We start from the raw sequence: 26,301 nt of genomic DNA on the forward strand, positions 1-26,301 counted from the left end.
CGAGGTCGCGGGCCCGTGCGTCTTTCGGCTCGGGGCGTTGTCAGTGGTGCGGTCTAGGGTTCTTGGAGTCGGGGACGGCCGCCGCAGCGGAGCCCGCCGTACCGAGTCCGATCGCGGGGGAGCGAGCCATGAGCATGACCGATGCCGGGGTCACGGCGATCACGTTGACCGAGGCCGAGCTGGACGGCTGGGTCACGCACGCGCCGACGCGTGGGCTGCTCGCCGGTCCCGGACTGCCCCCGGACACCGGCCCGCTGACCTTCGCCCCCTTGCGCGCGCACGGGCTGCGCAGGCTCGCCGACGCGACCGACGGCCCGTGCCGGCTGGCGGACGAGCTGCGGGACCGGCTGGTCATCGGGGAACTGCTCAACCCGGCCGGGATGAACCGCGAGTCGATACTGCTCGACGGCGCGACGGGTGAGATCACCACCGCGTACCTCACGGCCCCGTCGCGCACGCGGCCGTTCGCACCCTCCCTCACCACCATGCTCCGCTTCGCCGCCGTCACCGAGGAACTGGCGGGCCTGCGCGGCCGGTTCGCCTCCCTCGCGGGCCAGTACGGGCCGGGTGTCGCCGGCGAGGCGTCCCGCCGGCTGCTGGCGCTGTTCGAGGCGGGGACGGACGGCGCGGTCCCGGCGTACTGGAAGGCGGCGGCGCTGATCCGCCCGCTGTCCCTGGTCCCGGCGCCGGGTTCGGCGGGGCTCGCCCTGGAGATGCCGGGTCGGCTGCTGGACGCGGAGTTCGGGCACGGGCGCGTGGCCCGCTTCGAGGAGACCGACTTCCCGCCCACCCTCACCCACGAGCCGACCCGCCGCTTCCTCCGTGAGACGGGGCTGCCGGAGCAGGTGGTCGACACGGAACTGCTGCTGCCGACGCTGACGGAGTACTACGCGGACGACTCCGAGCCCGCCCACCTCATCCGCCTCGGTTCCCTCACCCCGGACACCACCCTCGTCCTCAACGGCCACACCGGCGCGATCCTCACCCACACGGACTCCACCCTCCACCCCCTCAACACCGACGCCTCCACCCTCGCCTACACCCTCTGGCTCCTCCACCACGAACGCACCATCGACACCCACCTGTCGCACGAGCTGACAACCCTCGCGTACGACCAACTGGCAGCGGCGATGCTGGACACGCTGGCGGTCCTGGACCCGACGGGGGCGTCTGCCGGGGGCCCTTGGCACTACTGGACGGAGCTGCTGCGGGGGGAGGCGGGCGGCGTGCTCTGAGGGGCCCGGCGCGATAACGTCGCCCCACTATGAGCCCAAACGCACCTTTGTCCGTCGGCGCCGTGGTGCTGACGATGAACGACCGGCCGGTGGAGTTTCCGCGCGCCCTGGCCTGCCTGCTCGCCCAGGAGGGCATCGACCTGGACGTGGTCGTGGTCGGCAACGGCTGCGTCCCGGAACAGGTGCCGGCGGGCATCCGCACGGTCGTACTGCCGGAGAACGTCGGCATTCCGGAGGGCCGCAACGTCGGTGCCGCGCACGTTCGGGGGGAGTTCCTGTTCTTCTTCGACAACGACGCGCATCTGCCGGGAGGGGATGAACTCGCCCGGCTGGCAGCCGAGTTGGACGGGGACGCCGGACTCGCTTACGTCCAGCCCCGCATCGCCGACCCGGACACCGGCGTCACCCTGCGCCGCTGGGTACCCCGACTACGCGCGGCCGACCCCGCCCGGCCCGGCATCGTGACGGTGATGGCGGAGGGCGTGGTCATGATCCGCCGTACCGCGTTCGAGGCGGCCGGGGGCTGGCCGGGCCACTTCTTCCTGTTCCACGAGGGCATCGACCTCTCCTGGCGCCTCTGGAACCACGGCGGCACCGGCCGCTACGTCCCCGACGTCATCACCCACCACCCGGCAACGGACCCCTCCCGCCACACCCCCTACCACCACCTCAACGCCCGCAATCGAGTCTGGCTGGCCCGCCGCAACCTGCCCCGCGCGCTGATCCCCGTCCACCTGGCGACTTTCTCGGTGCTGACCCTGTTCCGCCTCCGCACCCGGTCCGCCCTGACCGCGACCCTGTCCGGCTTCCGCGAGGGCCTCCACACTCCCTGCGGCCCCCGCTCCCCGCTGCGCTGGACGACGATCGCCCGCCTGACCCTGGCGGGCCGCCCACCGGTCGTCTGACGCTTACGTTCACGGCTCGGGAGTGCTCCGGATGGGCCGGCGGGTCAGAGAGGGATGACGCGGACCTGGTTGCCGCAGAGTTTGGTCATGTCGTCGCTGTCGGAGGTCAGGAGGGCGACTGGTTTCGGTTGGCGCAGTGCGACCTCGGCGACCGTGGCGTCGATGGCGTACTTGTGCCCGTGCAGTCCGGCACCTTTGAGGAGATCCGCTGCCGCTTTCGCCGCTTGCTCGGTGACTGGTTCCACCTTGACGCGGGAGAGGGCCCAGTTCAGGCGAGGCATGTTGGTACGGGAGTGAGTGACTTCCACGATGGTGTTGGCCCCGATCACCAGGTCGGCCCCCAGGGCGTGAAGGACCCGCAGCACCGCGAGGAACTTGCGGTCCTGCGCGATCCAGGCGGAGAGCCCTTCCGCGTCCAGGACAACGGTCTCGATGCGCTCGCTCACGCGGCGTCCGCGCCCTTGGAGGAGCCGCCGTCTCCGAAGATCTTCGCGTGAGCCTCGGCGAGCTCCTCGTCACTGAAGCGTCCGTGCTCTTCTTCGTGGCGCCGAAGGTCATCGCCCAGAAGCTGGTGCCGGATCTGGCGGGCCACGGCTTCGGCCACATAGCCGGAGACGTTGTCCGTGAGCTTGCGAAGCTCCGCCACCTGGTCGCTGGGGAGCGTGACGGTGATGCGAGTCGTCGAGGACATACAGTAAGCATACTGGAGTATGCGCAGAATGGCCCGGGCTTCTCCGCCTGACGTCGCCAGTCGCGAGTCGTTGACCAGGGCTCTTTTGAGGCCGTGGCGGGAATCGAACCCGCGTAACTCGCTTTGCAGGCGAGTCCCTGAGCCACTCGGGCACACGGCCGTGTGCTGTGGAATGAACGTAGGGCGGGGTGGGGGAGGGGAGCAAGGGCGGGCGAGGGGGTGCAATGTGACTGCCATGTGGCGTTCACAGGGGGTGGGGGGACTACGGCGAAGGTCGTAGGGCGGGTAGGGCTTCCGACAGGGGTCAACCTGGGATACGGGCCTTACTCTGGCCCCTATGGCCGCCCTTGATTCTTCCGACAGTGTTGTCGCCGACCTAGCTCGCCACGAGGAGGGCGGGGTGTTGGGGCGGGTGCATCGGGCGCTCAGTGTGGGGATTGTTTCCGTTGTGCTGCTGATCGCCTTCGAGACGACTGCCATCGGGACCGTGATGCCCGTCGCGGCGCGGGAGCTGGACGGGGTTTCGTTGTACGCGTTCGCGTTCTCCGGGTACTTCACCACCAGCCTCACCGGGATGGTGCTCGCCGGGCAGTGGGCGGACCGACGGGGGCCGCTCGCGGCGCTGGCCACCGGGATCGGGGCGTTCGCGGGTGGGCTCGTGGTGTCCGGGACCGCGCAGGTGATGTGGGTGTTCATCCTGGGGCGGGCGGTGCAGGGGTTCGGCGGCGGGCTGGTGATCGTCGCGGTGTACGTGGTCGTCGGCCGGGCCTACCCCAAGCGGCTGCGGCCCGCGATCATGGCGGGGTTCGCCGCCGCGTGGGTCGTGCCCTCCATCGTCGGGCCGCTCGCCTCCGGTGCCGTCGCGGAACACCTGGGGTGGCGGTGGGTGTTCCTGGGCATCCCGCTGCTCGTACTGCTTCCGCTGGGTCTCGCCCTCCCGCAGATCCGGCGCCGGGCCGGCGGGCCCGTGGACCACGACGCCGGTACCCCCGCCTTCGACCGGCGCCGCATCCGGCTGGCGCTCGCCGTCTCGCTGGGCGCCGGGCTCGTGCAGTACGCGGCGCAGGATCTACGGCCGCTCTCGCTGGTGCCCGGCGTTCTCGGCGCCGCCCTGCTGGTGCCGGCCGTGCTGCGGCTGCTGCCGAAGGGGACGTACCGGGCGGTACGCGGGCTGCCGTCGGTCGTGCTGCTGCGCGGGCTGTCGGCGGGGTCGTTCATCGCGGCGGAGTCCTTCGTACCGCTGATGCTCGTCACCCAGCGGGGGCTGTCGCCGACGCTCGCCGGGTTCTCGCTGGCGGCGGGCGGGCTGACGTGGGCGGCGGCGTCGTGGGTGCAGTCGCGGGACCGGATGGAGCCGTACCGGGAGCGGCTGATGACGTTCGGGATGGTGCTGGTGGCCGCCGCCATCGCCGTCGCGCCCGCGGTGCTCGTACCCGCCGTGCCGGTGTGGACCGTGGCGGTCGCGTGGGGGTTCGGGTGCTTCGGGATGGGCCTGGTGATCTCCTCCACCAGCGTCCTCCTGCTCAAGCTCTCCGCCCCCTCCGAGGCCGGCGCCAACTCCGCCGCCCTCCAGATCTCCGACGCCCTCTCCAACGTCGTCCTCCTCGCCACAGCGGGCGCGGCCTTCGCGGCCCTGGGCTCCACAGGCGCCGAAGCCTTCGCGGCGGTCTTCCTGCCGATGGCGGCAGTCGCGGTGGTGGGGGCATGGGTGACGACGCGGCTGCGGGCGTCGGCGGGATAGGTGGTACCACTTAGGCCCCACCTCAGTGGTACCGTTTTGGTATGGCTATGAACCTGCGTCTCCGTGACGACCAGACGGAAGCCCTGAAGCTGCGCGCGGAAGAGGAGGGAGTCAGCATGCACGCCATACTTCTGAGGGCCGTGGACGACTACCTGGCGCGGACGGCGCACGAGGCGCTGGTCCGCAAGGCGGCGAAGGAGCAGACCGCCAAGTGGGCCGAGCTGCTGGAGCGGCTCAAGTGACGTGTGTTTACCTGTCCGCCGAGGACATCCTGTCCATCGCCGGGCACGCCGTCGACGACCAGGATGTCGTCGTTCGGGACGTGGGACTGCTGGAGTCTGCCGTGCACCGGCCTTCGGCCTCAATGTTCGGGCAGGAGGCGTACACGGACCTGTTCGACAAGGCGGCTGCGCTCCTGCAGTCTTTGGCGATCAACCACCCCTTCATCGACGGTAACAAGCGCACGGCGTGGGTGTCCTGCATGGTCTTCCTGGCCATGAACGGCCGGCAGCTGCGGGCGGACATCGACGCCGGTGAGCGGCTCGTGATCGCTGTCGCGACCGGGAGCATGGACGAGATCAAGGCCATCGCGGAGGCCCTGCGCGACTTGGCCGGACCCCCACTGTGACCTCAGTCCCACCCGCCCCGCCCCCCGCCCCGTCCGAGCACGGCGCAGCCGGTCGCGCCGGTAGGGTGGCCCGGTTGTCATACGTAGCCGAGTTGCCCCTGCGTACCCACCCCCGGAGACCGTGACTACCACCGCCGCTTCCGCCTCGAACCATCTGTCCCCCGCCTTTCCCGGCCGGGCCCCCTGGGGCACCGCCAGCAAGCTGCGTGCCTGGCAGCAGGGGGCGATGGACAAGTACATCCAGGAGCAGCCGCGTGACTTCCTCGCCGTCGCCACCCCCGGCGCCGGCAAGACGACCTTCGCGCTGACGCTGGCCTCCTGGCTGCTGCACCATCACGTCGTGCAGCAGGTGACCGTCGTCGCGCCGACCGAGCACCTGAAGAAGCAGTGGGCGGAGGCGGCGGCCCGGATAGGGATCAAGCTGGACCCGGAGTACAGCGCGGGACCCGTCGGCAAGGACTACCACGGCGTCGCGGTCACCTACGCCGGTGTCGGCGTACGCCCGATGCTGCACCGCAACCGCTCCGAGCAGCGCAAGACGCTGGTGATCCTGGACGAGATCCACCACGCCGGTGACTCCAAGTCCTGGGGCGAGGCGTGTCTGGAGGCGTTCGAGCCCGCGACCCGGCGCCTGGCGCTGACCGGTACGCCGTTCCGCTCGGACACCAACCCGATCCCCTTCGTCACGTACGAGGAGGGCAACGACGGCATCCGGCGCTCCTCCGCCGACTACACCTACGGCTACGGCAACGCGCTCGCCGACCACGTCGTGCGCCCCGTCATCTTCCTCAGCTACAGCGGCCAGATGCGCTGGCGCACCAAGGCGGGCGACGAGATCGCCGCCCGGCTCGGCGAGCCGATGACCAAGGACGCGGTCAGCCAGGCGTGGCGCACCGCGCTCGACCCGCGCGGCGAGTGGATGCCCAGCGTGCTGCGCGCCGCCGACCAGCGGCTCACCGAGGTCAGGAAGGCCATCCCGGACGCCGGCGCGCTCGTCATCGCCTCCGACCAGGACTCCGCCCGCGCCTACGCCAAGCTGATCCGCGAGCTGACCGGCACCAAGGCCACCCTCGTCCTCTCCGACGACGCGGGCGCCTCGAAGCGCATCGACGACTTCAGCGCGAGCAACGACCGCTGGATGGTCGCCGTCCGCATGGTGTCCGAGGGCGTCGACGTGCCCCGCCTCGCCGTCGGCGTCTATGCCACCACCATCTCCACCCCGCTGTTCTTCGCCCAGGCCGTCGGCCGTTTCGTACGGTCCCGGCGGCGCGGCGAGACCGCGTCCGTGTTCCTGCCGACCGTCCCCGACCTGCTGACCTTCGCCAACGAGATGGAGAAGGAGCGGGACCACGCCCTCGACAAGCCGAAGAAGCAGGGCGAGGAGGACCCGTACGCCGAGTCCGAGAAGGAGATGGAGGAGGCGAACCGGCAGGAGGACGAGGACACCGGCGAGCAGGAGCAGTTCTCCTTCGAGGCGCTGGAGTCCGAGGCCGTCTTCGACCGCGTCCTCTACGACGGCGCCGAGTTCGGCATGCAGGCCCACCCCGGCAGCGAGGAGGAGCAGGACTACCTCGGCATCCCCGGACTGCTGGAGCCCGAGCAGGTGCAGTTGCTGCTGCAGAAGCGGCAGGCCCGGCAGATCGCGCACAGCAAGAAGCGGCCGGACACCGAGGCCGACCTGCTGGAGCTGCCCGCCGAGCGGCGCCCGGTGGTCAGCCACAAGGAGATGATGGAGCTGCGCAAGCAGCTCAACACCATGGTCAGCGCCTACGTCCACCAGAGCGGCAAGCCGCACGGGGTGATCCACACCGAGCTGCGCCGGGTCTGCGGCGGACCGGCGAGCGCCGAGGCGACCGCCGGCCAGCTCAAGCAGCGCATCGCCAAGATGGGGGAGTGGGCGACCCGGATGCGCTGAGGCGCGCGCCGGGGCGTATGCGGACGAACACTGGCAGGCCGGAACGGGCCCTGACCGGATTCTGGACCGAGTCTTCCGCTGAGCGGACCGGCTCGCTACTGTCCCGCTACGCACACGCCCCGTGGCAGCGCCGCCGCGGAGCGCAGCCGTGAAGCGACGGGTCCGACAGCCGCCGGGCCGTCCTGCCGATCGGCGGCCTCTGATACGCGTCGCCGACGGGGCTCGGTGACGCGCGCCGCTCGGAGGGCGCCGACCTCACCGCAGAAGGAGGGGGCGTCGTGACCGCGGAGACCTCCCAGACGCTCGACCGGGGACTGCGCGTCCTCAAGCTGCTCGCCGACACGGACCACGGCCTGACCGTCACCGAGCTGTCCGGCAGGCTCGGGGTGAACCGGACGGTGGTGTACCGGTTGCTGGCCACGCTGGAGCAGCACGCGCTCGTCCGCCGCGACCTCGGCGGCCGCGCCCGCGTCGGGCTGGGCGTCCTGCGGCTCGGCCGCCAGGTGCATCCGCTGGTACGCGAGGCGGCGCTGCCCGCGCTGCGCTCGCTGGCCGAGGACATCGGCGCCACGGCCCATCTGACCCTGGTCGACGGTACGGAGGCGCTCGCCGTCGCCGTGGTCGAGCCGACCTGGACCGACTACCACGTCGCCTACCGCGCGGGCTTCCGTCACCCCCTGGAACGCGGCGCCGCCGGCAAGGCCATCCTGGCCGCCCGCCACTCCCCGGCCCCCGACCCTGGCTACATCCTCACCCACGGCGAACTCGAAGCGGGTGCCAGCGGCGCCGCCGCCCCCCTCCTGGGCGTCACGGGCGTGGAGGGCAGCGTAGGCGTGATCATGCTGACCGACGCGGTCCCGGAACGGGTGGGCCGCCGGGTGATGGAGGCGGCGCGGGAGGTCGCGGACGCGCTGAGGTAGGCCGTACGGGCGGTGCTGATGCCGGGAGGCGGGACGCGTGACCGGCCCTCGCCGGACGGGGGCCCGCCGGGGTGCGGCGCTTCCGCCCACTGCCCCGGCAGGCGGTGGCCGACGCGGACTTCGACCGGCGTCGGACCGGTGCTCGCCGGGCAGCCGCGCACCCCTTTGCCACGCGGCCATCGCGCGGGACGGCCACCGCCTGCTGCCCGCCTTCGGGGCAGTGCCGCGTCGTCCCGGCCGATCGGGAGGGGTTGTATCGCCGTCCACCCTCGGCCGCGCAGCTCCGCCCCCGCTCACCCAGCCCGTCCCGCCCCCGGCCGGAGACCCCTCGCGCGTTAGATTTACTCCGTGCTCTCACGTCTCTCGCGTTCCCGGATCATCGCCCTGTGCTCCCTGCCCGTCGTGGGGCTGGTGGCCGTCGCGGTGTTCGCGCCGTTGCCGTTCTCGGTGGCTCAGCCGGGGATGACGGCGAATGTGCTGGGGAAGAACGACGGGACGCCGGTGATCACGGTGGCCGGGGCGCAGACGCGGAAGACCTCGGGCGAGCTGCGGATGACGACCATCGAGGCCACCTCGCCGGGTACGCGGGTGTCCCTCGGGCAGGTGGTCGACAACTGGTTCCGCAGCGACCGCGCGGTGATGCCGTACGACGCGGTGTACCCGACCGGGGACACCATCAAGGAGATCGAGAAGCACAACACGGCCCAGATGCGGCAGTCGCAGGACGCGGCGACCACCGCGGCGCTGGACCACCTGAGCAAGGACCCCGGCGACGTGAAGGTCACCCTGCGCCTCGCCGACGTCGGCGGCCCCAGCGCGGGCCTGCTGTTCAGCCTCGGCATCATCGACAAGCTGAACGGCGACGGCAGCGGCGGCGACCTCACCGGCGGCCGGACCATCGCCGGTACCGGCACGATCGACGCGGACGGCAAGGTCGGCGCGGTCGGCGGGGTGGCCCTGAAGACGCAGGCCGCCCGGCGCGACGGCGCCACCGTCTTCCTGGTGCCGAAGGCGGAGTGCGCCGACGCCCACACCAACCTCCCCAAGGGCCTGCGCCTGATCCCGGTCACCACCCTCGACGGCGCCGTGGACTCCCTGGTCGCCCTGGAGAAGGGCACCGGGAAGATCCCGAGCTGCTAGTCCCCCTCGAAAAACTCCCCCGCCGCCTGCTCCACCAGCGGGATGATCCGCAGCGGCACCGGGTTCTCCATCACGATCGCCGTGGACGCCCGCACGATGCCGTCGAAGCCCACCACCCGGTCGATGACCCGCTGCAGATCGGCGTTGGAGCGGGCCACCAGCCGGCACAGCATGTCCCCGGTGCCGGTCGTGGTGAGCAGCTCCAGCACCTCCGGCACCCCGTCCAGATACGCCCGTACGTCCGCCCCCTGCCCCTGCCGGATCTGCAGCGTGGCGAACGCGGTCACCGGATAGCCGAGCGCCGCGGGGTCCACCTGCGGCCCGAACCCCCGGATCACCCCGCGCGAGCGCAGCCGGTCCAGCCGGGCCTGGGCGGTGCCGCGCGCCACCCCCAGCCGCCGGGACATCTCCAGCACCCCGATCCTCGGCTCCTCGGCCAGCAGCACGATGATCTGCCCGTCCAGCCGATCGATCGCCACGACGTCCTCCCCGGATGGTCATCCTGTACAGAAAGCCCGCCGGTACCGCCGTAAGGCTGAACAGAGTGACCAGCGATTACGCGAACTATTGCGCACCTTGCAGAGCGGGGCCACCCTTCGAACATGACGCAGACCACTCAGCACACTCCCGACACCGCCCGGCAGGCCGACCCCTTCCCGGTCAAGGGAATGGACGCGGTCGTCTTCGCCGTGGGCAACGCCAAGCAGGCCGCGCACTACTACTCCAGCGCCTTCGGCATGCGCCTGGTCGCCTACTCCGGCCCGGAGAACGGCAGCCGCGAGACGGCGAGTTACGTCCTGGAGAACGGCGCCGCCCGGTTCGTGTTCACCTCGGTGATCCGCCCCGCCACCCCCTGGGGCGAGTTCCTCGACCGGCACGTCACCGAGCACGGCGACGGCGTCGTGGACCTCGCCATCGAGGTCCCGGACGCCCGCGCCGCGTTCGCCCACGCCGTCGAGCACGGCGCCCGCCCCCTCACCGAGCCGCACGAGGTGAAGGACGAGCACGGCACCGTCGTCCTGGCCGCCATCGCCACCTACGGCGAGACCCGGCACACCCTGGTCGAGCGCTCCGGCTACGACGGCCCGTACCTCCCCGGCTTCGAGGCCGCCGCCCCGATCGTCGAGCCGCCCGCCCGCCGCACCTTCCAGGCCATCGACCACTGCGTGGGCAACGTCGAACTCGGCAAGATGGACGAGTGGGTGGCGTTCTACAACAACGTCCTCGGCTTCACGAACATGAAGGAGTTCGTGGGCGACGACATCGCCACCGAGTACAGCGCGCTGATGTCCAAGGTCGTCGCGGACGGCACCCTGAAGGTGAAGTTCCCGCTCAACGAGCCCGCCGTCGCCAAGAAGAAGTCCCAGATCGACGAGTACCTGGAGTTCTACGGCGGCCCCGGCGTCCAGCACATCGCGCTGGCCACCAATGACATCGTGCAGACCGTACGCACCATGCGCGCGGCCGGCGTCCAGTTCCTCGACACCCCGGACTCCTACTACGACACCCTCGGCGAGTGGGTCGGCGACACCCGGGTGCCGATCGAGACGCTGCGCGAGATGAAGATCCTCGCCGACCGCGACGAGGACGGCTATCTGCTGCAGATCTTCACCAAGCCGGTCCAGGACCGGCCGACGGTGTTCTTCGAACTCATCGAGCGCCACGGCTCGATGGGCTTCGGCAAGGGCAACTTCAAGGCCCTCTTCGAGGCCATCGAGCGGGAGCAGGAGAAGCGGGGCAACCTGTAACCCGGCTCCCCACAGACTGAGTTGGGGGCGCGAGGAGCGGTCGCGCCCCCAACTCACAGCACATCGGCGGGCAGTGGGCCCTCGGTCACCTCGCCCATGTCCGTCAGCGCGGCCCGCGCCTCGGGCGCCCACAGCGGTGAGAAGGCCGGGTTGACGAGCAGCGCGTCCTCCAACTGCCGCCGGGCGGAGCCGTATCGCTCCAGCTCGTACTCGATCATGCCCCGGTGGAAGTCGTGCGGCGCGCTGCGCACTCCGCCGCCCTTGGTCTTGTCGGTGGCGATGGTGGCGTATTTCAGCGCCTCCTCGTCCTCGCCCGCCCGGTGCAGCGCCCAGCCCAGCGCGTCGGCCACCTCGATGCCGGGCTGCCGCTGGTACTCCGCGCGCAGCCGGGTCACCGCCTCCTGCGGGTCGCCGTGGTCCGCCTCCAGCCTGCCCAGCAGGAGTTCCTCGTCGACGCCGTCGGAGGCCGCCTTCTCCGCCCGCTTCCGCGCCAGCTCGTACTGCGCCTCGGCGTCCTGGGTGCGGTTCAGCGACTCGTACAACTCGGCCAGCTCCAGGGTGACTTCCGCGTCCGGCCGCTTCGCGAGGGCCTGGTCGTACGCGGTGAGCGCGTCGGCGGTGCGGCCCTGGGCGGCCAGCGTGCGGGCCTTGCCGGCGCCCGCCGTCGCCTCGGCCGGGTCCAGGCGGAGGGCCTCGGTGAACTGGGCCAGGGCTTCGGGGAGTTCGCCGCGCTCCCAGGCCAACTGGCCGACCCCGGCGCGGTAGGCCGCCTGCTCGGCGGGCGTACCGGCGGCCGCGGCCGCGTCCGTGAGCTGGGCCAGCGCGTCCTCCCGCCAGCCCCGGTCCCGGTACACGGCCGAGGCCCGCGCCATCACGGCCGGGCGGTCCCCGGGGGCCGTGCGCAGCGCCATCAGCTTGTCCAGGGTGCTCCGGGCGGCGGTGTAGTCACCGAGCCCGTTGTACGCGTCGATCAGCGGGGGGTACGCCGACCAGCGCTTCGGGGTCAGCTTCAGCGCCTGCTCCCCGTACCGCCTGGCCGCCGCGAAGTCCCGGCGGGCGTTGGCCAGCGCGGTCATGCCGGCCAGCGCCTCGGTGTTCTTCGCGGCGCGCGTCTTCAGCGAGGTGCCGAGTGCCCGCTCGGCGCGCGGGAGGTCGGCCGCGTCGGCGGTGCGGGCGGACCGGGCCACGTAGGCCGCGCCGAGCACCGCCCAGGCGCGGGCGTCGGCGGGGCGGGCCCGTACCCCGGCCTCCTGCCGGGTGATCAGCTCCGTCAGGTCGGGCAGCGCCGCCGGGACGCCGGTGGTGACCGCCGTCAGCGCCCGCGCCTGCGGTCCGGGCGCGGGTGCCGGGGGCCGGTGCGGGGCCCGCTGCGGCGCCTCGCGCGGCAGCAGCGTCAGCGCCACGCCCGCCGCGGCCCCGCCCGCCGCCACGGTGAGCAGCGTGCGGCGCAGCCATCGCCGGGGGCGGCGCGGCGGGGGCTCGGCCACCAGGGACGTACCGGGCCGCGCGTCGCCGTACTGTCTCTTCGCCATGCCGTTCACTGTGCGTCAATATGACGAGCACATCCGGGTGGCCCAAGGGCGGCGCGTGCGGGGTTCACACCGATGGCCCCGAGTGACACGCTGTGATCATGAGCCGTATCGAAGCACCCCGCGACGGCGACACCGCGCCCGCCGAGACCCCCCTCATCGAAGCGCTGCTGGCGGGGCTGCCCGCCGGGGCCGTGCTCACCGATCCCGACGTCACCGCCTCCTACGCGCACGACATGGCGAGCTTCTGCCCGGCCGGGGCCCCCGCCGCCGTGGTCCTCCCACGCACCGTCGAACAGGTCCAGCACGTGCTGCGCACCGCGACCGCGCTGCGCGTGCCGGTCGTCCCGCAGGGCGCCCGCACCGGGCTGTCCGGCGCGGCCAACGCCTCCGAGGGCTGCATCGTGCTGTCCCTCACCAAGATGGACCGCATCCTGGAGATCAGCCCCGTCGACCGGATCGCCGTGGTCGAACCGGGCGTGGTCAACGCCGTGCTCTCCCGCGCGGTGGAGGAGCACGGGCTGTACTACCCGCCGGACCCGTCGAGCTGGGAGACCTGCACGATCGGCGGCAACATCGGCACCGCCTCCGGCGGCCTGTGCTGCGTCAAGTACGGGGTGACGGCCGAGTACGTCCTCGGCCTTGAGGTCGTCCTCGCCGACGGCCGTCTGATGTCCACCGGCCGCCGCACCGCCAAGGGCGTCGCCGGGTACGACCTGACCCGGCTCTTCGTCGGCTCCGAGGGCTCGCTCGGCATCGTGGTCCGCGCGGTGCTGGGGCTGCGGCCCAAGCCGCCCCGGCAACTGGTGCTGGCCGCCGAGTTCGCCACCGCCGCCGACGCCTGCGACGCGGTGTGCTCGATCATGGCCGGCGGGCATGTGCCCTCGCTGTTGGAGATGATGGACCGCACCACCGTCAAGGCGGTGAACGACTTCGCCCGGATGGGTCTGCCGGAGTCCACCGAGGCGCTGCTGCTGGCCGCCTTCGACACCCCGGAGCCCGCCGCCGACCTGGCCGCCGTCGGCGCCCTGTGCGAGGCGGCCGGGGCCACCGGGGTGGTCGTCGCCGACGACGCCGCCGAGTCCGAACTCCTGCTCCAGGCGCGGCGGATGTCGCTCGTCGCGCTGGAGGCGGTCAAGGGCACCACGATGATCGACGACGTGTGCGTGCCCCGCTCGCGGCTCGGCGCGATGCTGGAGGGCGTCGAGCGGATCGCCGCCAAGTACGACCTCACCATCGGCCTGTGCGCGCACGCCGGGGACGGCAACACCCACCCCACCGTCTGCTTCGACGCCCTGGACGAGGACGAGTCCCGCCGGGCCCGCGAGTCCTTCGACGAGATCATGGCGCTCGGCCTCGAACTCGGCGGCACCATCACCGGCGAGCACGGGGTGGGCGTGCTGAAGAAGGAGTGGCTGGCGCGCGAACTCGGGCCCGTGGGGCTGGAGATGCAGCGGGCCGTGAAGGACGTCTTCGACCCGCTCGGCATCCTCAACCCGGGCAAGCTGTTCTGAGCCGAGTTCTTGTGCGCCGATTTCTGGTGAGCGGGGGCGCCTCACCGGGCCAGCAGTTGGTCGAGCGCGTCGTCGATCCCGAGCTGGGCGGCCTCGGCGCCCGGCGGCACCGCCCGCAGGGTCCGCTCCAGCCAGGCGGACACCTGCGGGGTGGGCGCCTCCAGCAGAGCGTCGCCGTCCGGCGAGCTGAGCGCCATCAGCACCACGCTGCGGCCGTTCACCTTCGTCGGCCACACCCGCACGTCCCCGTGCCCGCACGGCCGGAACACGCCCTCCACCAGCAGCTCGCGGGCGAACGTCCAGTGCACGGGGAAGTCGGAGTTGATGTGGAAGGTGATGTGGACGGCGTAGGGGTCGTCGGTCCGGTACGCGAGCCGGGCCGGGACCGGGATGCTCCGCTCCGGCGAGAGGATGAGCCGCAGCTCCAGTTCGCGCTCCACCACCGTGTGCTCCATGACCTGTCTCCTTCGATCTGACCGCGGGCCGCTCGGACGGGCCCGTGCCAGGAGAGAGGGGGCAGGGGCACGGTCATTACGCGGGTTCCCGGAATTTTTTTTCCAACCGGCGTCGCGCGCCTCCAGGGGATCGCCCGGAAGGGGTCGGCTCCGGCCGGAGGGGGGTAAGGGGTGCCCCGGGTCTGATAGATGTGGAGGCTCCCTTCCACCCCCGAGCAGATACGGGACGACGGACATGAGCGCCCCTACGCCGGCCCACGGTGACGACAGGCCCCGTGAGGGCTACTACCCGGACCCGTCCATCCCCGGCTACGTCCGCTACTGGAACGGCACCGCCTGGGTGCCCGGCACCAGCCGCCCCGCCCCCGCGGACGGCGAACCGCTCACCGCCCCGTCAACCTCCGGCCCCGACACGCCCCCTGTGGAGGAGACGGGTCCGCATTTCTTCGAGGAGGGCGGCTCCGCCGACGCTCCGGCGGCCCAGGGCGAGGCACCTCCGGACACGTTCCTCTTCCGGCGCCCGACTCCGGGCCCGGCGGCGGGTTCGCCGGCGGGGGTTCAGCGGGACGACGGGACGATGACGTTCCGTCGGGTGCGGGCGGGGGACGCCGGGGAGGGCGCGGGGGCGCCGGGCCAGGGCGCTCAGGGCCCCACCGGGCCCACGGCGGGCGCGGCTCAGGGTTCCTCGGGGCCGGCGGGGGGCGCGGCTCGGGGTCCCGTAGGGGGACCAGCAGGATTCGGGGCCGCCCCCGACGCACCCGCCGCTCCCACGGCCCGCGCCGCCGTCGCACCCCCGGTGCCGGGGCAGGCAACGCCCGCCCCGCAGGCGGACCCCCGCAGACAGTCCGGTTTCCCGCAGGCGGCCGCCCCTTCCCCGGTACTCCCGCCCCAGGCCGGAGGCCCCCTCGCTCCCGGTCCCGGTGGCGGACAGGCGTCCTGGGCGCAGCAGGTGCACCAGTTGGCCGGGGCGGGCGAGGAACAGCCCGTGGCGCCGTGGAAGCCGCCGGTGGAGGACCCGTTCCTCGCGGCGGCCCGGCGCCAGGCGGAGGCCCGCCCGGCCGGACTCGGCAAGCGCTTCGCCGCCCGCCTGATCGACAACGTCTTCATCGGCGCCGTCACGGCGGCCGCGGCAGTGCCCCTGGGGGTACGCGCCGTCGACCACACGCAGAGCAAGATCGAGGCGGCCCGGCTGTCCGGCCGTACCGTCACCGTCTGGCTGCTCGACGGCACCACCGGCGTCTCGCTCGCCCTCGTCCTCGGCGTCCTGCTGGTCTTCGGGGTGGTGTACGAGGTGCTGCCGACCGCCCGCTGGGGCCGCACCCTCGGCAAGCGGCTGTGCGGCATCCAGGTGCGGGACATCGAGGGGCACCAGCCCCCGTCCTTCGGGGCCGCGCTGCGCCGCTGGCTGGTCTACAGCGTGCCCGGCGTCCTCGTCATCGGCGTGATCGGCGTGCTGTGGGGGCTGTTCGACCGCCCGTGGCGCCAGTGCTGGCACGACAAGGCGGCACACACCTTCGTGGCCGAATAGCGTCCCCCGTACGGCCGCCCGCCGGGTGCGGCGGCCCCGCGTTCGCGGTCGACTCGGTGCCATGAGCAGTGAACCGCCCCCCGGCTCCGGACCGCAGCCCCCCGACGACGACCCGCTGAGGAAGCGGCCCCCGTCGGACCCGGGGCAGGGGCCGGGCTCGCCGTACGACCGCCCGTACGGCGCCCAGCAGCCCCCGCCGCCCGGCGGCGAGCCCCCGCCCCAGGGCGGCGGCCCCTACGGGTCGGGCGGCCCTTACGGGGGCGGCCCGTACGGAGGCGGACCCTATGGAGGCGGTGGCCCCTACGGCGGAGGCCCCCAGGGCCCCGGCCGCCCCGGCGACCCCCTCGCCGGCATGCCCCCGCTCGCGGACAGCGGCAAGCGCACCGTCGCCCGCATCATCGACATGATCATCGTCGGCATCGCCGTCTGGCTGCTGACCTGGGCCTTCGGGGTGCACCAGTACGACGTGAACGGCGACCGGATGGAGGTCGGCAAGTCGCTCGGCCAGTCCATCATCGCCGCCGTGCTGTACGTCGCCTACGACACCATCCTGATCGCCCGCACCGGGCAGACGCTCGGCATGCGCCTGCTGAAGATGCGGGTGGCCAACCTGCACGACGGCGCCACCCCCTCCCGGCAGTCCTCGCTGATCCGGGCGCTGGTGCTGTGGCTGCCGTTCGCCTTCTGCTGCGCCTGCGTCTGGACCGCGATCTGCGGCGGCTGGAGCTACTTCGACCGCCCGTACAAGCAGGGCCTGCACGACAAGGCGGCGAAGACGGTGGTGGTCGCCACGACCTGACCGGGCCGGGGCACGGCGCGCCGGAGCGGCGGGCGGGGGAGAAGTCCCCGGCCCGCCGCTCCGGCGTGTGGTCTCAGCAGGCGGCCGCTGTCAGGACGCCGCGCGGCCGCGTACCGACTCCGCCGAGGCGCCGACCGGGCGGCGGCGCTCGGACAGCCGGGCGGGCTCGGCGGGCGTCGGCCCGGTGGCGGCGGTGGAGCGGGCCGGGCGCGGCCGGGGCAGCGGCACCGTCATGGCGACCAGCAGCCCGAGCGCGAGCGCGGCCAGCGCGATGACGGCGACACCGATGCCCGAGCTGGTCTGGGACAGGGCCAGCATGGCGACGGTGGAGAGGATCACGGTGCAGGAACCGTAGACGAGCTGTGCGACGGTCGGACGAGGCATGGCAATCGTGTCCTCGGAAGACGGGGGTAGGGGGTGCGCGGGGTGCCGTTTCGGCTCTCTTCGCGTCCATGCCCGAGTCCTGTGCCAGGTAAGCCCGCCCTCACCCCGGAGGGCGGTGCACAGGGGGCGCACGGAGTCATGGTCCACCTCAACTGGGGCGATGCACGCGCCCGTTCCGCTGTAGCACGTGTTCGTAAAGCGGACGCCAACTCCGCATAGTGCACTTGTCCTGTTCAAGTCAAGGTCTGTCTTTTCTGTGGAACCTCTAGTCAAATTACGGCACTTGAATACACGCGTTGATCGTGCGCGCACGGAATCTTCCAAGGTCCGGAACCCTCCTGCCGTGCGCGCGGCGCGGGGGAGGATCTCAAGTGACCAGCAGACCCTGGACGTTCAGAGCCGCGGCGATAGGCGTGGCCCTCGCGGCGTCGTCCGCCACCTTCGCCACGTTCGCTGTGGCCGAGGCCGGCACGATGGCCCGCCCGGCGGCCGAGAACCGCCATGACCCGGCCCCGGCCGGACAGCGGGAGCACGACCTCGACGGCCCGCTGAGCAAGACCCAGGAGGCTCAGCGCCAGGAGGCCCTGAACCAGCTCATCGCCGGCAAGGCCACGGCGAAGGAGCGCAACGGCTCCAAGGTCGTCCAGCTCAAGAGCAAGAAGGGCGACAGCAAGTACGTCGAGCTGAGCCGGGAGAAGACCGACAAGATCTTCACCATCCTGGTGGAGTTCGGGGACCAGACCGACCCCAAGTTCGGCGGCACCCCCGGCCCGCTGCACAACAAGATCGCCGCGCCGGACCGCAAGAAGGACAACTCCACGGCCTGGCAGGCGGATTACAACCAGAAGCACTACCAGGACCTCTACTTCGGCACCGGTGCCAAGACCGAGTCGCTGAAGAAGTACTACGAGAAGCAGTCCTCGGGCCGCTACTCGGTCGAGGGCGAGGTCTCGGACTGGGTCAAGGTCCCCTACAACGAGGCCCGTTACGGCAACAACGCGTGCGGCCAGACCAACTGCACCAGCGTGTGGAACGTGGTCAGCGACGGTCTGAAGTCCTGGGTCGCCGGGCAGAAGGCGGCCGGCAAGTCGGACGCCGCCATCAAGGCCGACCTGGCCCAGTACGACCAGTGGGACCGCTACGACTACGACGGCGACGGAAACTTCAACGAGCCGGACGGCTACGTCGACCACTTCCAGATCGTGCACGCCGGTGAGGACGAGTCCGCGGGCGGCGGCGCCGAGGGCGAGAACGCCATCTGGGCGCACCGCTGGTACGCGTTCGGCACCGACGCGGGCGCGACCGGCCCGGCCGGCAACAAGCTCGGCGGCGCCCCGGTCGGCGACACCGGCGTCTGGGTCGGCGACTACACCATCCAGCCGGAGAACGGCGGACTCGGCGTCTTCGCCCACGAGTACGGCCACGACCTCGGTCTGCCGGACGAGTACGACACCGACGGCGGCGACAACTCCACCGGTTTCTGGACCCTGATGTCCTCCGGTTCCTGGCTCGGCACCGGCAAGGACTCCATCGGTGACCTGCCCGGCGACATGAACGCGTGGGACAAGCTGCAGCTCGGCTGGCTGACCTACGACACCGCCAAGGCGGGTGTCTCCTCCTGGCACAAGCTCGGTGTCGCGGAGTACAACACCAAGTACCGCCAGGCCCTGTTGGTCACGCTGCCGGACAAGGCGGTCAAGACCGAGATCGTCACCCCGGCCGAGGGCGCGACCCAGTGGTGGAGCGGCAGCGGTGACAACCTCAAGAACACGCTGACCCGTTCGGTCGACCTGACCGGCAAGTCCAAGGCCACGCTGGGCCTGGACGGCTGGTACGACATCGAGGCCGGCTACGACTACCTCTACACCGAGGTCTCCACGGACGGCGCCAACTGGACCGCCCTGGACGGCACGGTGGACGGGCAGCCGATCCCGCGCGACGGCTCCGACAAGCCCGCGCTGACCGGCACGCTCGACGGCTACAAGAAGCTGTCGTACTCGCTGGACGCGTACGCGGGCCAGAAGATCCAGCTCCGCTTCCGCTACCAGACCGACGGCGGCGTGGCGTTGAAGGGCTTCGCGGCCGACGAGATCACGGTCACCGCGGACGGTTCGCCGCTGTTCTCGGACAACGCCGAGACGGCGGACGCCGGTTGGGCCGCGACCGGGTTCTCGCGCATCGGCGCGTCCTTCACCAAGGACTACGCGCAGTACTACCTCGCGGAGAACCGTCAGTACGTGTCGTACGACAAGACGCTGAAGGTCGGCCCGTACAACTTCGGTTACACCGGCACCGACCGGCCCGACTGGGTGGAGCACTACCCGTACCAGGACGGCCTGTTGATCTGGAAGTGGGACACCTCCCAGGCGGACAACAACACCAACGCGGACGCGCACCCGGGTACCGGTCTGATCCTGCCGGTCGACGCGCACCCGAAGGCGCTGAAGTGGTCCGACGGGACGCTGCTGCGGAACCGGATGCAGGCGTACGACTCGCCGTTCTCGCTCGACCCGACGGACGGGATCACGCTGCACAAGGCCGGCAAGGCGACGAAGATCAAGGCGCAGAACGGGGTGGCGGTCTTCGACGACCGCAAGAACACCTACTGGGACCCGTCGAACCCCACCGGTGGTGTGAAGGTCACTGACACCAACACCAAGATCAAGATCAAGAAGCAGGCGGACGACGGCTCCACGATCGAGCTGGAAGTCGGGCCCGCGGCGAAGTAAGCGGTATCTTCGCAGGTCAGAGACGTATCGGCGGTGACCCCCTAGCGGGTCGCCGCCGATCGTGTTTAGGTGCGTCCTGTGGATCGCTTATTGACACCTGACTGAACGGGGATGTGACCGCATGGCCGCAGGAGGATTCTGCAAGCTGCCCGGTGGGACGGTCGTGGTGGCCCTCAACCTGCCCCACGGCACCGCCGGCGTCCGGGTTCTCGTCCACGCGGGGAATCGTGCGAAGGCTTTGACCCGGCTGCGGAATCTCGGCCTGTGGTCCGTGTTCCTCCGCGGCAACACCGCCCCACCCACCCCGGACGAGGTGACAGCGGTCCTCCACCACCCCGACGGCCTCATATGGCGCACGGCCCCGACGGAGGGCACGGGCCTCTGGCGCCCCATCCGCGCCCTGCGATCCTCTGCGCTTCAGCCGTAGACCTTCGGCTGCGGGCCCGTCGTGGCTGGTCGCGCAGTTCCCCGCGCCCCTGGGGTGGGACATGTGTGCCGGAGCCTTCGGGTGGGCGCCGGTTCACGCACGCGACTCCGCCCAGGCTTGCCAACCCAGGGGCGCGGGGAAGCTCAGGGGCTGGACACCACCCAGGCTCGCCTACCCAGGGGCGCGGGGAACTGCGCGACAAGCCACAGCGGGCCCGCGGGCTGAAGCTAGGCGTTCACCACGGGCTTGCCCGTGAGCTGGACGCCGGCCTCGCGCAGGGACTCCAGCGCCTTGTCCGTCGTGTGCTGGGCCACTCCTGCCGTCAGGTCCAACAACACATGCGTGCGGAAACCCTCGGAGGCCGCGTCCAGGGCGGTAGCCCGTACGCAGTGGTCCGTGGCGATGCCGACCACGTCGACCTCTTCGATGCCGCGGGCGCGGAGCCAGTCCGCCAGAGTGGCACCGTTCTCGTCCGTGCCCTCGAAGCCGCTGTACGCGGCGGAGTACGCGCCCTTGTCGAAGACCGCGTCGACCGCGCCGGAGGCGACCGCGGGGGCGAAGTTGGGGTGGAAGCCCACGCCCTCCGTGCCCGCGACGCAGTGCGCGGGCCAGGAGTGGACGTAGTCGGGGTTGTCCGCGAAGTGGCCGCCCGGCGCGATGTGGTGATCGCGGGTGGCCACCACGTGCCGGTACCCGGACCCGGCCGCCTGCCCGATCAGCTCGGTGATCGCGGCGGCCACGTCCGCCCCGCCGGCCACCGCCAGACTGCCCCCCTCGCAGAAGTCGTTCTGCACGTCAACGACGATCAAGGCGCGGCGCATGGTGGTGTCCTTCGAGTGGGGTCCAAGGAATCGAGCCTAGAGACTTCCGGCCTCCGGCACTAGCTACCCGAGGGCACGTTCAGGTACTCCGTCGGGATGACGGGCTCCCCCCGGGAGAGCTGGGTCGCGGAGAGGGGGAGGTTGCCGCGCGCCGCGATGTGCCGTTCGCGCGCCGCGTCCAGGGGCTCACGGGCGACGACCTCGCCGCCCTTGACCAGCTCCACCAGCAACTGCCGGTCGGCCAGCTCGTCCGGTACCGCGCCGGTGCCCACGACCTCGGCCTCCGCGACCCCGTACTTGTCCAGCCGCCGTGCCGCCCACTTGCGGCCCCCGATGGAGGTCTTCCCGCCGCTGGACTTCTTCGCCACCGGCACCAGCTCGGCGGCGGGATCGGCGGACTCGGCGCGGGCGACCAGCTTGTACACCATCGAGCAGGTCGGATGCCCGGACCCGGTGACCAACTGCGTGCCCACCCCGTACGCGTCCACCGGCGCCGCCGCCAGCGAGGCGATGGCGTACTCGTCCAGGTCGGAGGTGACCACGATCCGGGTGTCCGTCGCGCCGAGGTCGTCGAGCTGCTGCCGCACCCGGTGCGCGACCAGCAGCAGGTCGCCGGAGTCGATGCGCACCGCGCCCAGCCCGGGCCCGGCCACCTCCACCGCCGTACGGACCGCCTCCGCGACGTCGTAGGTGTCCACCAGCAGGGTGGTGTCCGCGCCGAGGGCGTCGACCTGGGCGCGGAAGGCGTCCCGCTCCTGGTCGTGCAGCAGGGTGAAGGCGTGCGCGGAGGTGCCCACGGTCGGGATGCCGTACCTGAAGCCCGCCGCGAGGTCGGAGGTGGTGGCGAAACCGCCCACGTAGGCGGCGCGCGCGGCCGCGACGGCGGCCAGCTCATGGGTGCGCCGGGCGCCCATCTCGATCAGCGGCCGCCCGCCCGCGGCGGAGGACATCCGGGAGGCGGCGGCCGCGATGGCCGAGTCGTGGTTGAGGATGGAGAGGATCACCGTCTCCAGCAGCACGCACTCCGCGAAGCTGCCCTCGACCCGCAGCAGCGGCGAGCCGGGGAAGTACACCTCGCCCTCGGGATAGCCCCAGATATCGCCCTGGAAGCGGTAGTCCGCCAGCCACTTCAGGGTCGGCTCGTCGACGATCCCCCGCTCGCCCAGGAAGGCGAGCATCGCCGCGTCGAACCGGAAGTTCGTCACCGCGTCCAGCACCCGGCCGGTGCCCGCGACCACGCCGTAGCGGCGGCCGTGCGGCAGGCGTCGGGTGAAGACCTCGAACACGCTGCGCCGCTCGGCCGTCCCGGCCTTCAGGGCGGCTTGCAGCATGGTCAGCTCGTACTGGTCCGTGAAGAGCGCCGTCGACGGGACTTCGACCGGCAGCCCAAGGTCCGCTGTGTTCATGACGATGAAGCGTACTCCCATTTCGTCAGTGTGACGATTTCTGGGGTGCGTGGCAGCATGGCTGTTGTGACGTCACCCGCGCCCGTAGAGATCGAACGCACCGAATCGGCGGAGGAGACCTTCGCCGTACCCGAGCCGGACGTCCCCTGGATCACGATCGTCCACAATGATCCGGTCAACCTCATGAGTTATGTGACCTACGTCTTCCAGACGTACTTCGGCTACTCGAAGGACAAGGCCACCGAGCTCATGCTCGACGTCCACCACAAGGGCCGGGCGGTCGTCTCCAGCGGGAGCCGCGAGGAGATGGAGCGCGACGTGCAGGCGATGCACGGCTACGGACTGTGGGCCACCCTCCAGCAGGACCGGAAGTAACCGACACACATGCCCGGACACTTCGAACCGCTCCCCGGCGGCGGCGCGACCGTCGCGCTCGACGACGTCGAGATCTCCATCATCCGCTCGCTGGCCGTCCAGCTCCTTGAGCTGATCGGACCCGGCCCCGCCGAGGACACCGGCGGCGACCCGCTCGCCGAGCTGTTCGCCGAGGGCCCCAGCGAGCCGCCCGCCGACCCGGTGCTGCGCCGGCTCTTCCCGGACGCCTACACCGACCCCGAGCGGGAGCCGGGCGACCCGGCCGAGGCCGAGGAGCGGCGCGCGCACTCCGCCGAGTTCCGCCGCTACACCGAGAACGACCTGAGGGCCGGCAAGCGGGAGAACGCGCTCGCGGTCATCCGCACCCTGGACCAGGTCGCGTCGTCGGCCGAGGGCGGCGAGGCGGTGCTCAAGCTGTCGCCCGAGCGGTCCCGGCAGTGGCTCTCCGCGCTGAACGACCTGCGCCTGGCGATCGGCTCCCGGCTGGAGATCTCCGACGAGGAGGACACGGACCCGCTGTACCGCCTCCCGGACCAGGACCCGCGCAAGCCGATGGTGCTGGCCTATCTCTGGCTCGGCGGTCTCCAGGAGACCCTCGTCTCGACGCTGATGCCGTAATACGTCACTTTCGTGTTCGCTCAGAGGACGCTCAACTCCGGATAACGATCGCGTTACCGTTGCGGCCGTTTTTGAGGCATTTGGGCGTACTTTGTCCCATTCTTCCTGTGCGGTGCGCCACAGGACGCCCTCGGACCCCTCTTTGCTCAATATTGCGGCCGTGATAAATCTTCACGATCGCCCGGCGGACACCACCCATGTCGCGCCGGGTGCGCCACCGAGCCGGCGACCGCCGGCCAGGCAACGAGCGGGTCCCTGACCTGCTCACTCCATCAGTTCCGGGGGGATCGAGACCCGATCCGAGGCCGAGTGAAGGCCACGGGTCGGCATGGAGAAAGGCGCACCACCATGGCCTCTGAGAAGGTCACCGAAGCCCCTGAAGAGGGTTACGAGCGAGGGCTCGGCAGCCGGCAGGTCCAGATGATCGCCATCGGTGGCGCCGTCGGAGTCGGTCTGTTCCTGGGAGCCGGGGCGAACATCGCCAAGGCCGGTCCCAGCCTCATCCTCATGTACGCCCTCGCGGGCGTGATCATCTTCTTCATCATGCGAGCCCTGGGCGAGCTGCTGCTCTACCGCCCGGTGTCGGGCTCGTTCGCCGAGTACTCGCGCGAATTCCTCGGCGACTTCTTCGGTTACTTCACCGGCTGGACGTACTGGCTGATGTGGGTCGTGACCGGCATGGCCGAGCTGACGGCCGCCGCGATCTACGTCAACTACTGGTTCCCGGCCGTCCCGAGGTGGGTCACGGCGCTGGTCTTCCTGGTGGTCCTGTTCGGCGTCAACCTGATCTCCGTGAAGCTCTTCGGCGAGCTGGAGTTCTGGTTCTCGATGGTCAAGGTCACCGCCCTGATCGGCATGATCGTCATCGGCCTCGGCGTGCTGACCTTCGGCTTCAGCGCCGCCGGCGACACCGCCTCGGTGGCGAACCTGTACCAGTTCGACGGCTTCTTCCCCAAGGGCATCGGCTCCTCGCTGATGACCCTGCAGGGCGTCATGTTCGCCTACCTCGCGGTCGAGCTGGTCGGCGTCACCGCCGGCGAGTCCGAGGACCCGGAGAAGACGCTGCCCAAGGCGATCAACACCCTGCCCTGGCGCATCGCCCTCTTCTACGTCGGCGCCCTCACCGTCATCCTCTGCGTGGTCAAGTGGACCGAGTTCGCGCCGGGCGTCAGCCCGTTCGTGAAGGCGTTCGCGGTGATCGGCATCCCGGCCGGCGCGGGCATCGTGAACTTCGTCGTCCTCACCGCCGCCCTGTCCTCCTGCAACTCCGGCATGTACTCCACGGGCCGCATGCTGCGCACCCTGGCGGACAACGGCGAGGCCCCGCGGGTCTTCGCCAAGCTGTCCTCCACCAAGACCCCGGCGCTCGGCATCACCGTCTCGGTGCTGTTCATGGGCATCGGCGTGGTGCTGAACTACGTCGTCCCGGAGAAGGCGTTCGGCTACGTCACCTCCGTCGCCACCGCCGCGGGCATCTGGACCTGGCTGATGATCCTGATCAGCCACGTGCTCTACCGCCGCGCGGTCGCCGCGGGCAAGCTGCCCGCCTCGTCCTTCCCGGCACCGGGCGGCTCGGTCTGCTCGTACATCGCCATCGCCTTCCTGCTCTTCGTCACCGGCCTGATCGCGTACGATGCCGACTCCCGCGTCTGCCTGTACGTGATGGCCGTCTGGGCCGTCGCGCTCGGGATCGGCTGGCAGATCATGAAGTCCCGCACGCCGCAGAGCGGTGAGCGTGACGAGCCGGCGCTGGAGAAGGTGGGCTAGACCCGCCACAAAGGGCCATCGAGGACGCCTGGCCGCCGGGAGTACTCGTGGCACCCCCGGCGGCCGCCGCTCAAGGCGTCCGCCATGCGGGCCGTCCCGTACCGCACTGCGGTACGGGACGGCCCGTCCCCCTATCCTGGCCCGCATGCTGACCATCACCCAGGACCTGTACGACCGGATCGTCGCCCACGCCCGCGAGGACCACCCCGACGAGGCGTGCGGTGTGGTGGCCGGGCCGGAGGGCACCGGGCGCCCCGAGCGGTTCATCCCGATGCTGAACGCCGCCCGCTCGCCCACGTTCTACGAGTTCGACTCCCAGGACCTGCTGAAGCTCTACCGGGAGCTGGACGACCGCGACGAGGAGCCGGTGGTCATCTACCACTCCCACACCGCCACCGAGGCGTACCCCTCGCGCACCGACATCGGCTACGCCAACGAGCCCGGCGCGCACTACGTCCTGGTCTCCACGGCGGACGCCGACGGCCTCGGCGACTTCCAGTTCCGTTCGTTCCGCATCCTGGACGGAGAGGTCACCGAGGAAGAGGTCAAGGTCGTCGAGGCGTACTGATCCCCCTCCTGATCCCACTCCCCGGTCGGAAACCGTCCGCCATCCGGGACGGGATTCCGGTCGGTGGACCGGGAATCGATACGATGAGCCCATGGTTCTGACTGTGGTGCGCGCCTTCTGCTGACGTACCGAGCCGCAGCCCCGACGAACACCTTCGAACAGGAGCCCGCAACCATGGCCATCGAGGTCCGCATCCCGACCATCCTCCGCCAGTACACCGACGGCCAGAAGGCGGTCGAAGGCACCGGGGAGACCCTCGCCGACCTGTTCGCCGACCTCGAGACCCGGCACGCGGGCATCCAGGGCCGCGTGGTGGACGGCGGCCAGTTGCGCCGCTTCGTCAACGTGTACCTGAACGACGAGGACGTCCGCTTCGTCGACGGCATCGACACCAAGCTGTCGGACGGCGACACCGTGACCATCCTGCCGGCCGTGGCCGGCGGCATGGCCTGATCGGC

The 26,301-nt window shown here is 71.2% G+C and carries 27 protein-coding genes and 1 tRNA gene; 19 read left to right on the top strand and 9 right to left on the bottom strand.

What is annotated here, in order from left to right:
• The first annotated feature begins 128 nt into the window (after positions 1-128).
• Together E5083_RS29520 and E5083_RS29525 are read left to right on the top strand one after the other, a co-directional pair.
• Positions 129-1,235 (top strand): SUKH-4 family immunity protein, encoded by a 1,107-nt coding sequence (locus tag E5083_RS29520; RefSeq protein WP_135788733.1) that lies wholly within the window; start codon positions 129-131, stop codon positions 1,233-1,235.
• Between the two features lie 29 nt (positions 1,236-1,264).
• Positions 1,265-2,140 carry a glycosyltransferase family 2 protein gene (locus E5083_RS29525; protein WP_135788734.1) on the top strand — a complete coding sequence of 292 codons (876 nt, stop codon included), beginning with the start codon at positions 1,265-1,267 and terminating at the stop codon, positions 2,138-2,140.
• A gap of 44 nt (positions 2,141-2,184) precedes the next feature.
• On the opposite strand, the gene E5083_RS29530 is transcribed toward E5083_RS29525, so the two are convergent.
• From E5083_RS29530 to E5083_RS29540, 3 genes are all read right to left on the bottom strand, one after another.
• The gene (locus E5083_RS29530) at positions 2,185-2,586 is read right to left on the bottom strand and encodes a PIN domain-containing protein (RefSeq protein WP_135788735.1); all 402 of its coding nucleotides are present in this window, start codon (positions 2,584-2,586) and stop codon (positions 2,185-2,187) included.
• A complete protein-coding gene (locus E5083_RS29535) occupies positions 2,583-2,831 on the bottom strand; it encodes a type II toxin-antitoxin system CcdA family antitoxin (protein WP_135788736.1) in 249 nt (82 codons plus the stop codon). The genes E5083_RS29530 and E5083_RS29535 overlap by 4 nt, the downstream gene beginning before the upstream one ends.
• An 88-nt stretch (positions 2,832-2,919) precedes the next feature.
• A tRNA-Cys gene (locus E5083_RS29540) sits at positions 2,920-2,991 on the bottom strand.
• Positions 2,992-3,168: 177 nt separating this feature from the next.
• Between E5083_RS29540 and E5083_RS29545 the strand changes: the two genes are divergently transcribed.
• From E5083_RS29545 to E5083_RS29570, 6 genes are all read left to right on the top strand, one after another.
• Positions 3,169-4,572: an MFS transporter gene (locus E5083_RS29545; RefSeq protein WP_135788737.1), complete on the top strand. Its 1,404-nt coding sequence runs from the start codon at positions 3,169-3,171 to the stop codon at positions 4,570-4,572.
• A gap of 41 nt (positions 4,573-4,613) precedes the next feature.
• A complete protein-coding gene (locus E5083_RS29550) occupies positions 4,614-4,814 on the top strand; it encodes a ribbon-helix-helix protein, CopG family (protein ID WP_016826066.1) in 201 nt (66 codons plus the stop codon).
• Complete coding sequence (locus tag E5083_RS29555) at positions 4,811-5,200, top strand: type II toxin-antitoxin system death-on-curing family toxin (protein ID WP_135788738.1); 390 nt, start codon at positions 4,811-4,813, stop codon at positions 5,198-5,200. Before E5083_RS29550 ends, E5083_RS29555 begins: the two co-directional genes overlap by 4 nt.
• 121 nt (positions 5,201-5,321) lie before the next feature.
• Complete coding sequence (locus tag E5083_RS29560) at positions 5,322-7,115, top strand: DEAD/DEAH box helicase (RefSeq protein ID WP_135788739.1); 1,794 nt, start codon at positions 5,322-5,324, stop codon at positions 7,113-7,115.
• Positions 7,116-7,393: 278 nt separating this feature from the next.
• Complete coding sequence (locus tag E5083_RS29565; RefSeq protein ID WP_135788740.1) at positions 7,394-8,035, top strand: IclR family transcriptional regulator; 642 nt, start codon at positions 7,394-7,396, stop codon at positions 8,033-8,035.
• A 348-nt stretch (positions 8,036-8,383) separates the two neighbouring features.
• The gene (locus tag E5083_RS29570; protein WP_135788741.1) at positions 8,384-9,175 is read left to right on the top strand and encodes a YlbL family protein; all 792 of its coding nucleotides are present in this window, start codon (positions 8,384-8,386) and stop codon (positions 9,173-9,175) included.
• Here the strand turns inward: E5083_RS29570 and E5083_RS29575 are convergent.
• Positions 9,172-9,654 carry an Lrp/AsnC family transcriptional regulator gene (locus E5083_RS29575; protein WP_135788742.1) on the bottom strand — a complete coding sequence of 161 codons (483 nt, stop codon included), beginning with the start codon at positions 9,652-9,654 and terminating at the stop codon, positions 9,172-9,174. The two genes, E5083_RS29570 and E5083_RS29575, sit on opposite strands and share 4 nt — an antisense overlap.
• Before the next feature lie 123 nt (positions 9,655-9,777).
• Between E5083_RS29575 and hppD the strand changes: the two genes are divergently transcribed.
• Positions 9,778-10,923 (top strand): 4-hydroxyphenylpyruvate dioxygenase, encoded by a 1,146-nt coding sequence (hppD, locus tag E5083_RS29580; RefSeq protein ID WP_135788743.1) that lies wholly within the window; start codon positions 9,778-9,780, stop codon positions 10,921-10,923.
• 53 nt (positions 10,924-10,976) lie between these two features.
• Here the strand turns inward: hppD and E5083_RS29585 are convergent, their stop codons facing one another.
• Positions 10,977-12,455, bottom strand: coding sequence for a tetratricopeptide repeat protein (locus tag E5083_RS29585; protein WP_135788744.1), 1,479 nt, complete (start codon positions 12,453-12,455; stop codon positions 10,977-10,979).
• A 92-nt stretch (positions 12,456-12,547) separates the two neighbouring features.
• Between E5083_RS29585 and E5083_RS29590 the strand changes: the two genes are divergently transcribed.
• Positions 12,548-13,966: an FAD-binding oxidoreductase gene (locus E5083_RS29590; RefSeq protein WP_135788745.1), complete on the top strand. Its 1,419-nt coding sequence runs from the start codon at positions 12,548-12,550 to the stop codon at positions 13,964-13,966.
• Between the two features lie 41 nt (positions 13,967-14,007).
• Here the strand turns inward: E5083_RS29590 and E5083_RS29595 are convergent, their stop codons facing one another.
• Positions 14,008-14,421 (bottom strand): SsgA family sporulation/cell division regulator, encoded by a 414-nt coding sequence (locus E5083_RS29595; protein WP_135788746.1) that lies wholly within the window; start codon positions 14,419-14,421, stop codon positions 14,008-14,010.
• Between the two features lie 235 nt (positions 14,422-14,656).
• On the opposite strand from E5083_RS29595, the gene E5083_RS29600 reads away from it, so the two are divergent.
• Together E5083_RS29600 and E5083_RS29605 are read left to right on the top strand one after the other, a co-directional pair.
• Positions 14,657-15,949: an RDD family protein gene (locus E5083_RS29600; RefSeq protein WP_135788747.1), complete on the top strand. Its 1,293-nt coding sequence runs from the start codon at positions 14,657-14,659 to the stop codon at positions 15,947-15,949.
• Positions 15,950-16,010: 61 nt separating this feature from the next.
• Positions 16,011-16,748, top strand: a complete 738-nt coding sequence (locus E5083_RS29605; protein ID WP_135788748.1) for an RDD family protein — start codon at positions 16,011-16,013, stop codon at positions 16,746-16,748.
• Positions 16,749-16,838: 90 nt separating this feature from the next.
• On the opposite strand, the gene E5083_RS29610 is transcribed toward E5083_RS29605, so the two are convergent.
• A complete protein-coding gene (locus E5083_RS29610) occupies positions 16,839-17,132 on the bottom strand; it encodes a hypothetical protein (protein ID WP_167513665.1) in 294 nt (97 codons plus the stop codon).
• A gap of 371 nt (positions 17,133-17,503) precedes the next feature.
• On the opposite strand from E5083_RS29610, the gene E5083_RS29615 reads away from it, so the two are divergent.
• Both E5083_RS29615 and E5083_RS29620 read left to right on the top strand, forming a co-directional pair.
• Positions 17,504-19,861: an immune inhibitor A domain-containing protein gene (locus tag E5083_RS29615; protein ID WP_135788749.1), complete on the top strand. Its 2,358-nt coding sequence runs from the start codon at positions 17,504-17,506 to the stop codon at positions 19,859-19,861.
• 121 nt (positions 19,862-19,982) lie between these two features.
• Positions 19,983-20,288, top strand: a complete 306-nt coding sequence (locus E5083_RS29620) for a hypothetical protein (RefSeq protein WP_135788750.1) — start codon at positions 19,983-19,985, stop codon at positions 20,286-20,288.
• A 227-nt stretch (positions 20,289-20,515) separates the two neighbouring features.
• On the opposite strand, the gene E5083_RS29625 is transcribed toward E5083_RS29620, so the two are convergent.
• A complete protein-coding gene (locus E5083_RS29625; RefSeq protein ID WP_135788751.1) occupies positions 20,516-21,109 on the bottom strand; it encodes an isochorismatase family protein in 594 nt (197 codons plus the stop codon).
• A 59-nt stretch (positions 21,110-21,168) separates the two neighbouring features.
• A complete protein-coding gene (locus tag E5083_RS29630; protein ID WP_135788752.1) occupies positions 21,169-22,515 on the bottom strand; it encodes a nicotinate phosphoribosyltransferase in 1,347 nt (448 codons plus the stop codon).
• A gap of 57 nt (positions 22,516-22,572) precedes the next feature.
• On the opposite strand from E5083_RS29630, the gene clpS reads away from it, so the two are divergent.
• From clpS to E5083_RS29655, 5 genes are all read left to right on the top strand, one after another.
• The gene (gene clpS / locus E5083_RS29635) at positions 22,573-22,890 is read left to right on the top strand and encodes an ATP-dependent Clp protease adapter ClpS (RefSeq protein ID WP_031182609.1); all 318 of its coding nucleotides are present in this window, start codon (positions 22,573-22,575) and stop codon (positions 22,888-22,890) included.
• A 9-nt stretch (positions 22,891-22,899) separates the two neighbouring features.
• Positions 22,900-23,508: a DUF2017 domain-containing protein gene (locus E5083_RS29640; protein WP_135788753.1), complete on the top strand. Its 609-nt coding sequence runs from the start codon at positions 22,900-22,902 to the stop codon at positions 23,506-23,508.
• A 348-nt stretch (positions 23,509-23,856) separates the two neighbouring features.
• Positions 23,857-25,275 (top strand): amino acid permease, encoded by a 1,419-nt coding sequence (locus E5083_RS29645; RefSeq protein ID WP_135788754.1) that lies wholly within the window; start codon positions 23,857-23,859, stop codon positions 25,273-25,275.
• A 145-nt stretch (positions 25,276-25,420) separates the two neighbouring features.
• A complete protein-coding gene (locus E5083_RS29650; protein WP_135788755.1) occupies positions 25,421-25,843 on the top strand; it encodes a M67 family metallopeptidase in 423 nt (140 codons plus the stop codon).
• 174 nt (positions 25,844-26,017) lie between these two features.
• The gene (locus tag E5083_RS29655; RefSeq protein WP_031182605.1) at positions 26,018-26,296 is read left to right on the top strand and encodes a MoaD/ThiS family protein; all 279 of its coding nucleotides are present in this window, start codon (positions 26,018-26,020) and stop codon (positions 26,294-26,296) included.
• Positions 26,297-26,301: the final 5 nt, after the last annotated feature.

Source organism: Streptomyces bauhiniae, assembly GCF_004784475.1.
Classification (GTDB): Bacteria; Actinomycetota; Actinomycetes; order Streptomycetales; family Streptomycetaceae; genus Streptomyces; species Streptomyces seoulensis.

Coding starts and splice junctions, on each gene's coding strand:
- E5083_RS29595 (WP_135788746.1), bottom strand. CDS start 14,421: ATGGAGCACACGGTGGTGGAGCGCGAACTGGAGCTGCGGCTCATCCTC.
- E5083_RS29600 (WP_135788747.1), top strand. CDS start 14,657: ATGAGCGCCCCTACGCCGGCCCACGGTGACGACAGGCCCCGTGAGGGC.
- E5083_RS29650 (WP_135788755.1), top strand. CDS start 25,421: ATGCTGACCATCACCCAGGACCTGTACGACCGGATCGTCGCCCACGCC.
- E5083_RS29620 (WP_135788750.1), top strand. CDS start 19,983: ATGGCCGCAGGAGGATTCTGCAAGCTGCCCGGTGGGACGGTCGTGGTG.
- E5083_RS29550 (WP_016826066.1), top strand. CDS start 4,614: ATGGCTATGAACCTGCGTCTCCGTGACGACCAGACGGAAGCCCTGAAG.
- E5083_RS29645 (WP_135788754.1), top strand. CDS start 23,857: ATGGCCTCTGAGAAGGTCACCGAAGCCCCTGAAGAGGGTTACGAGCGA.
- E5083_RS29585 (WP_135788744.1), bottom strand. CDS start 12,455: ATGGCGAAGAGACAGTACGGCGACGCGCGGCCCGGTACGTCCCTGGTG.
- E5083_RS29655 (WP_031182605.1), top strand. CDS start 26,018: ATGGCCATCGAGGTCCGCATCCCGACCATCCTCCGCCAGTACACCGAC.
- E5083_RS29525 (WP_135788734.1), top strand. CDS start 1,265: ATGAGCCCAAACGCACCTTTGTCCGTCGGCGCCGTGGTGCTGACGATG.
- E5083_RS29520 (WP_135788733.1), top strand. CDS start 129: ATGAGCATGACCGATGCCGGGGTCACGGCGATCACGTTGACCGAGGCC.
- E5083_RS29640 (WP_135788753.1), top strand. CDS start 22,900: ATGCCCGGACACTTCGAACCGCTCCCCGGCGGCGGCGCGACCGTCGCG.
- E5083_RS29545 (WP_135788737.1), top strand. CDS start 3,169: ATGGCCGCCCTTGATTCTTCCGACAGTGTTGTCGCCGACCTAGCTCGC.
- E5083_RS29625 (WP_135788751.1), bottom strand. CDS start 21,109: ATGCGCCGCGCCTTGATCGTCGTTGACGTGCAGAACGACTTCTGCGAG.
- E5083_RS29605 (WP_135788748.1), top strand. CDS start 16,011: ATGAGCAGTGAACCGCCCCCCGGCTCCGGACCGCAGCCCCCCGACGAC.
- hppD (WP_135788743.1), top strand. CDS start 9,778: ATGACGCAGACCACTCAGCACACTCCCGACACCGCCCGGCAGGCCGAC.
- E5083_RS29535 (WP_135788736.1), bottom strand. CDS start 2,831: ATGTCCTCGACGACTCGCATCACCGTCACGCTCCCCAGCGACCAGGTG.
- clpS (WP_031182609.1), top strand. CDS start 22,573: ATGGCTGTTGTGACGTCACCCGCGCCCGTAGAGATCGAACGCACCGAA.
- E5083_RS29610 (WP_167513665.1), bottom strand. CDS start 17,132: ATGCCTCGTCCGACCGTCGCACAGCTCGTCTACGGTTCCTGCACCGTG.
- E5083_RS29630 (WP_135788752.1), bottom strand. CDS start 22,515: ATGAACACAGCGGACCTTGGGCTGCCGGTCGAAGTCCCGTCGACGGCG.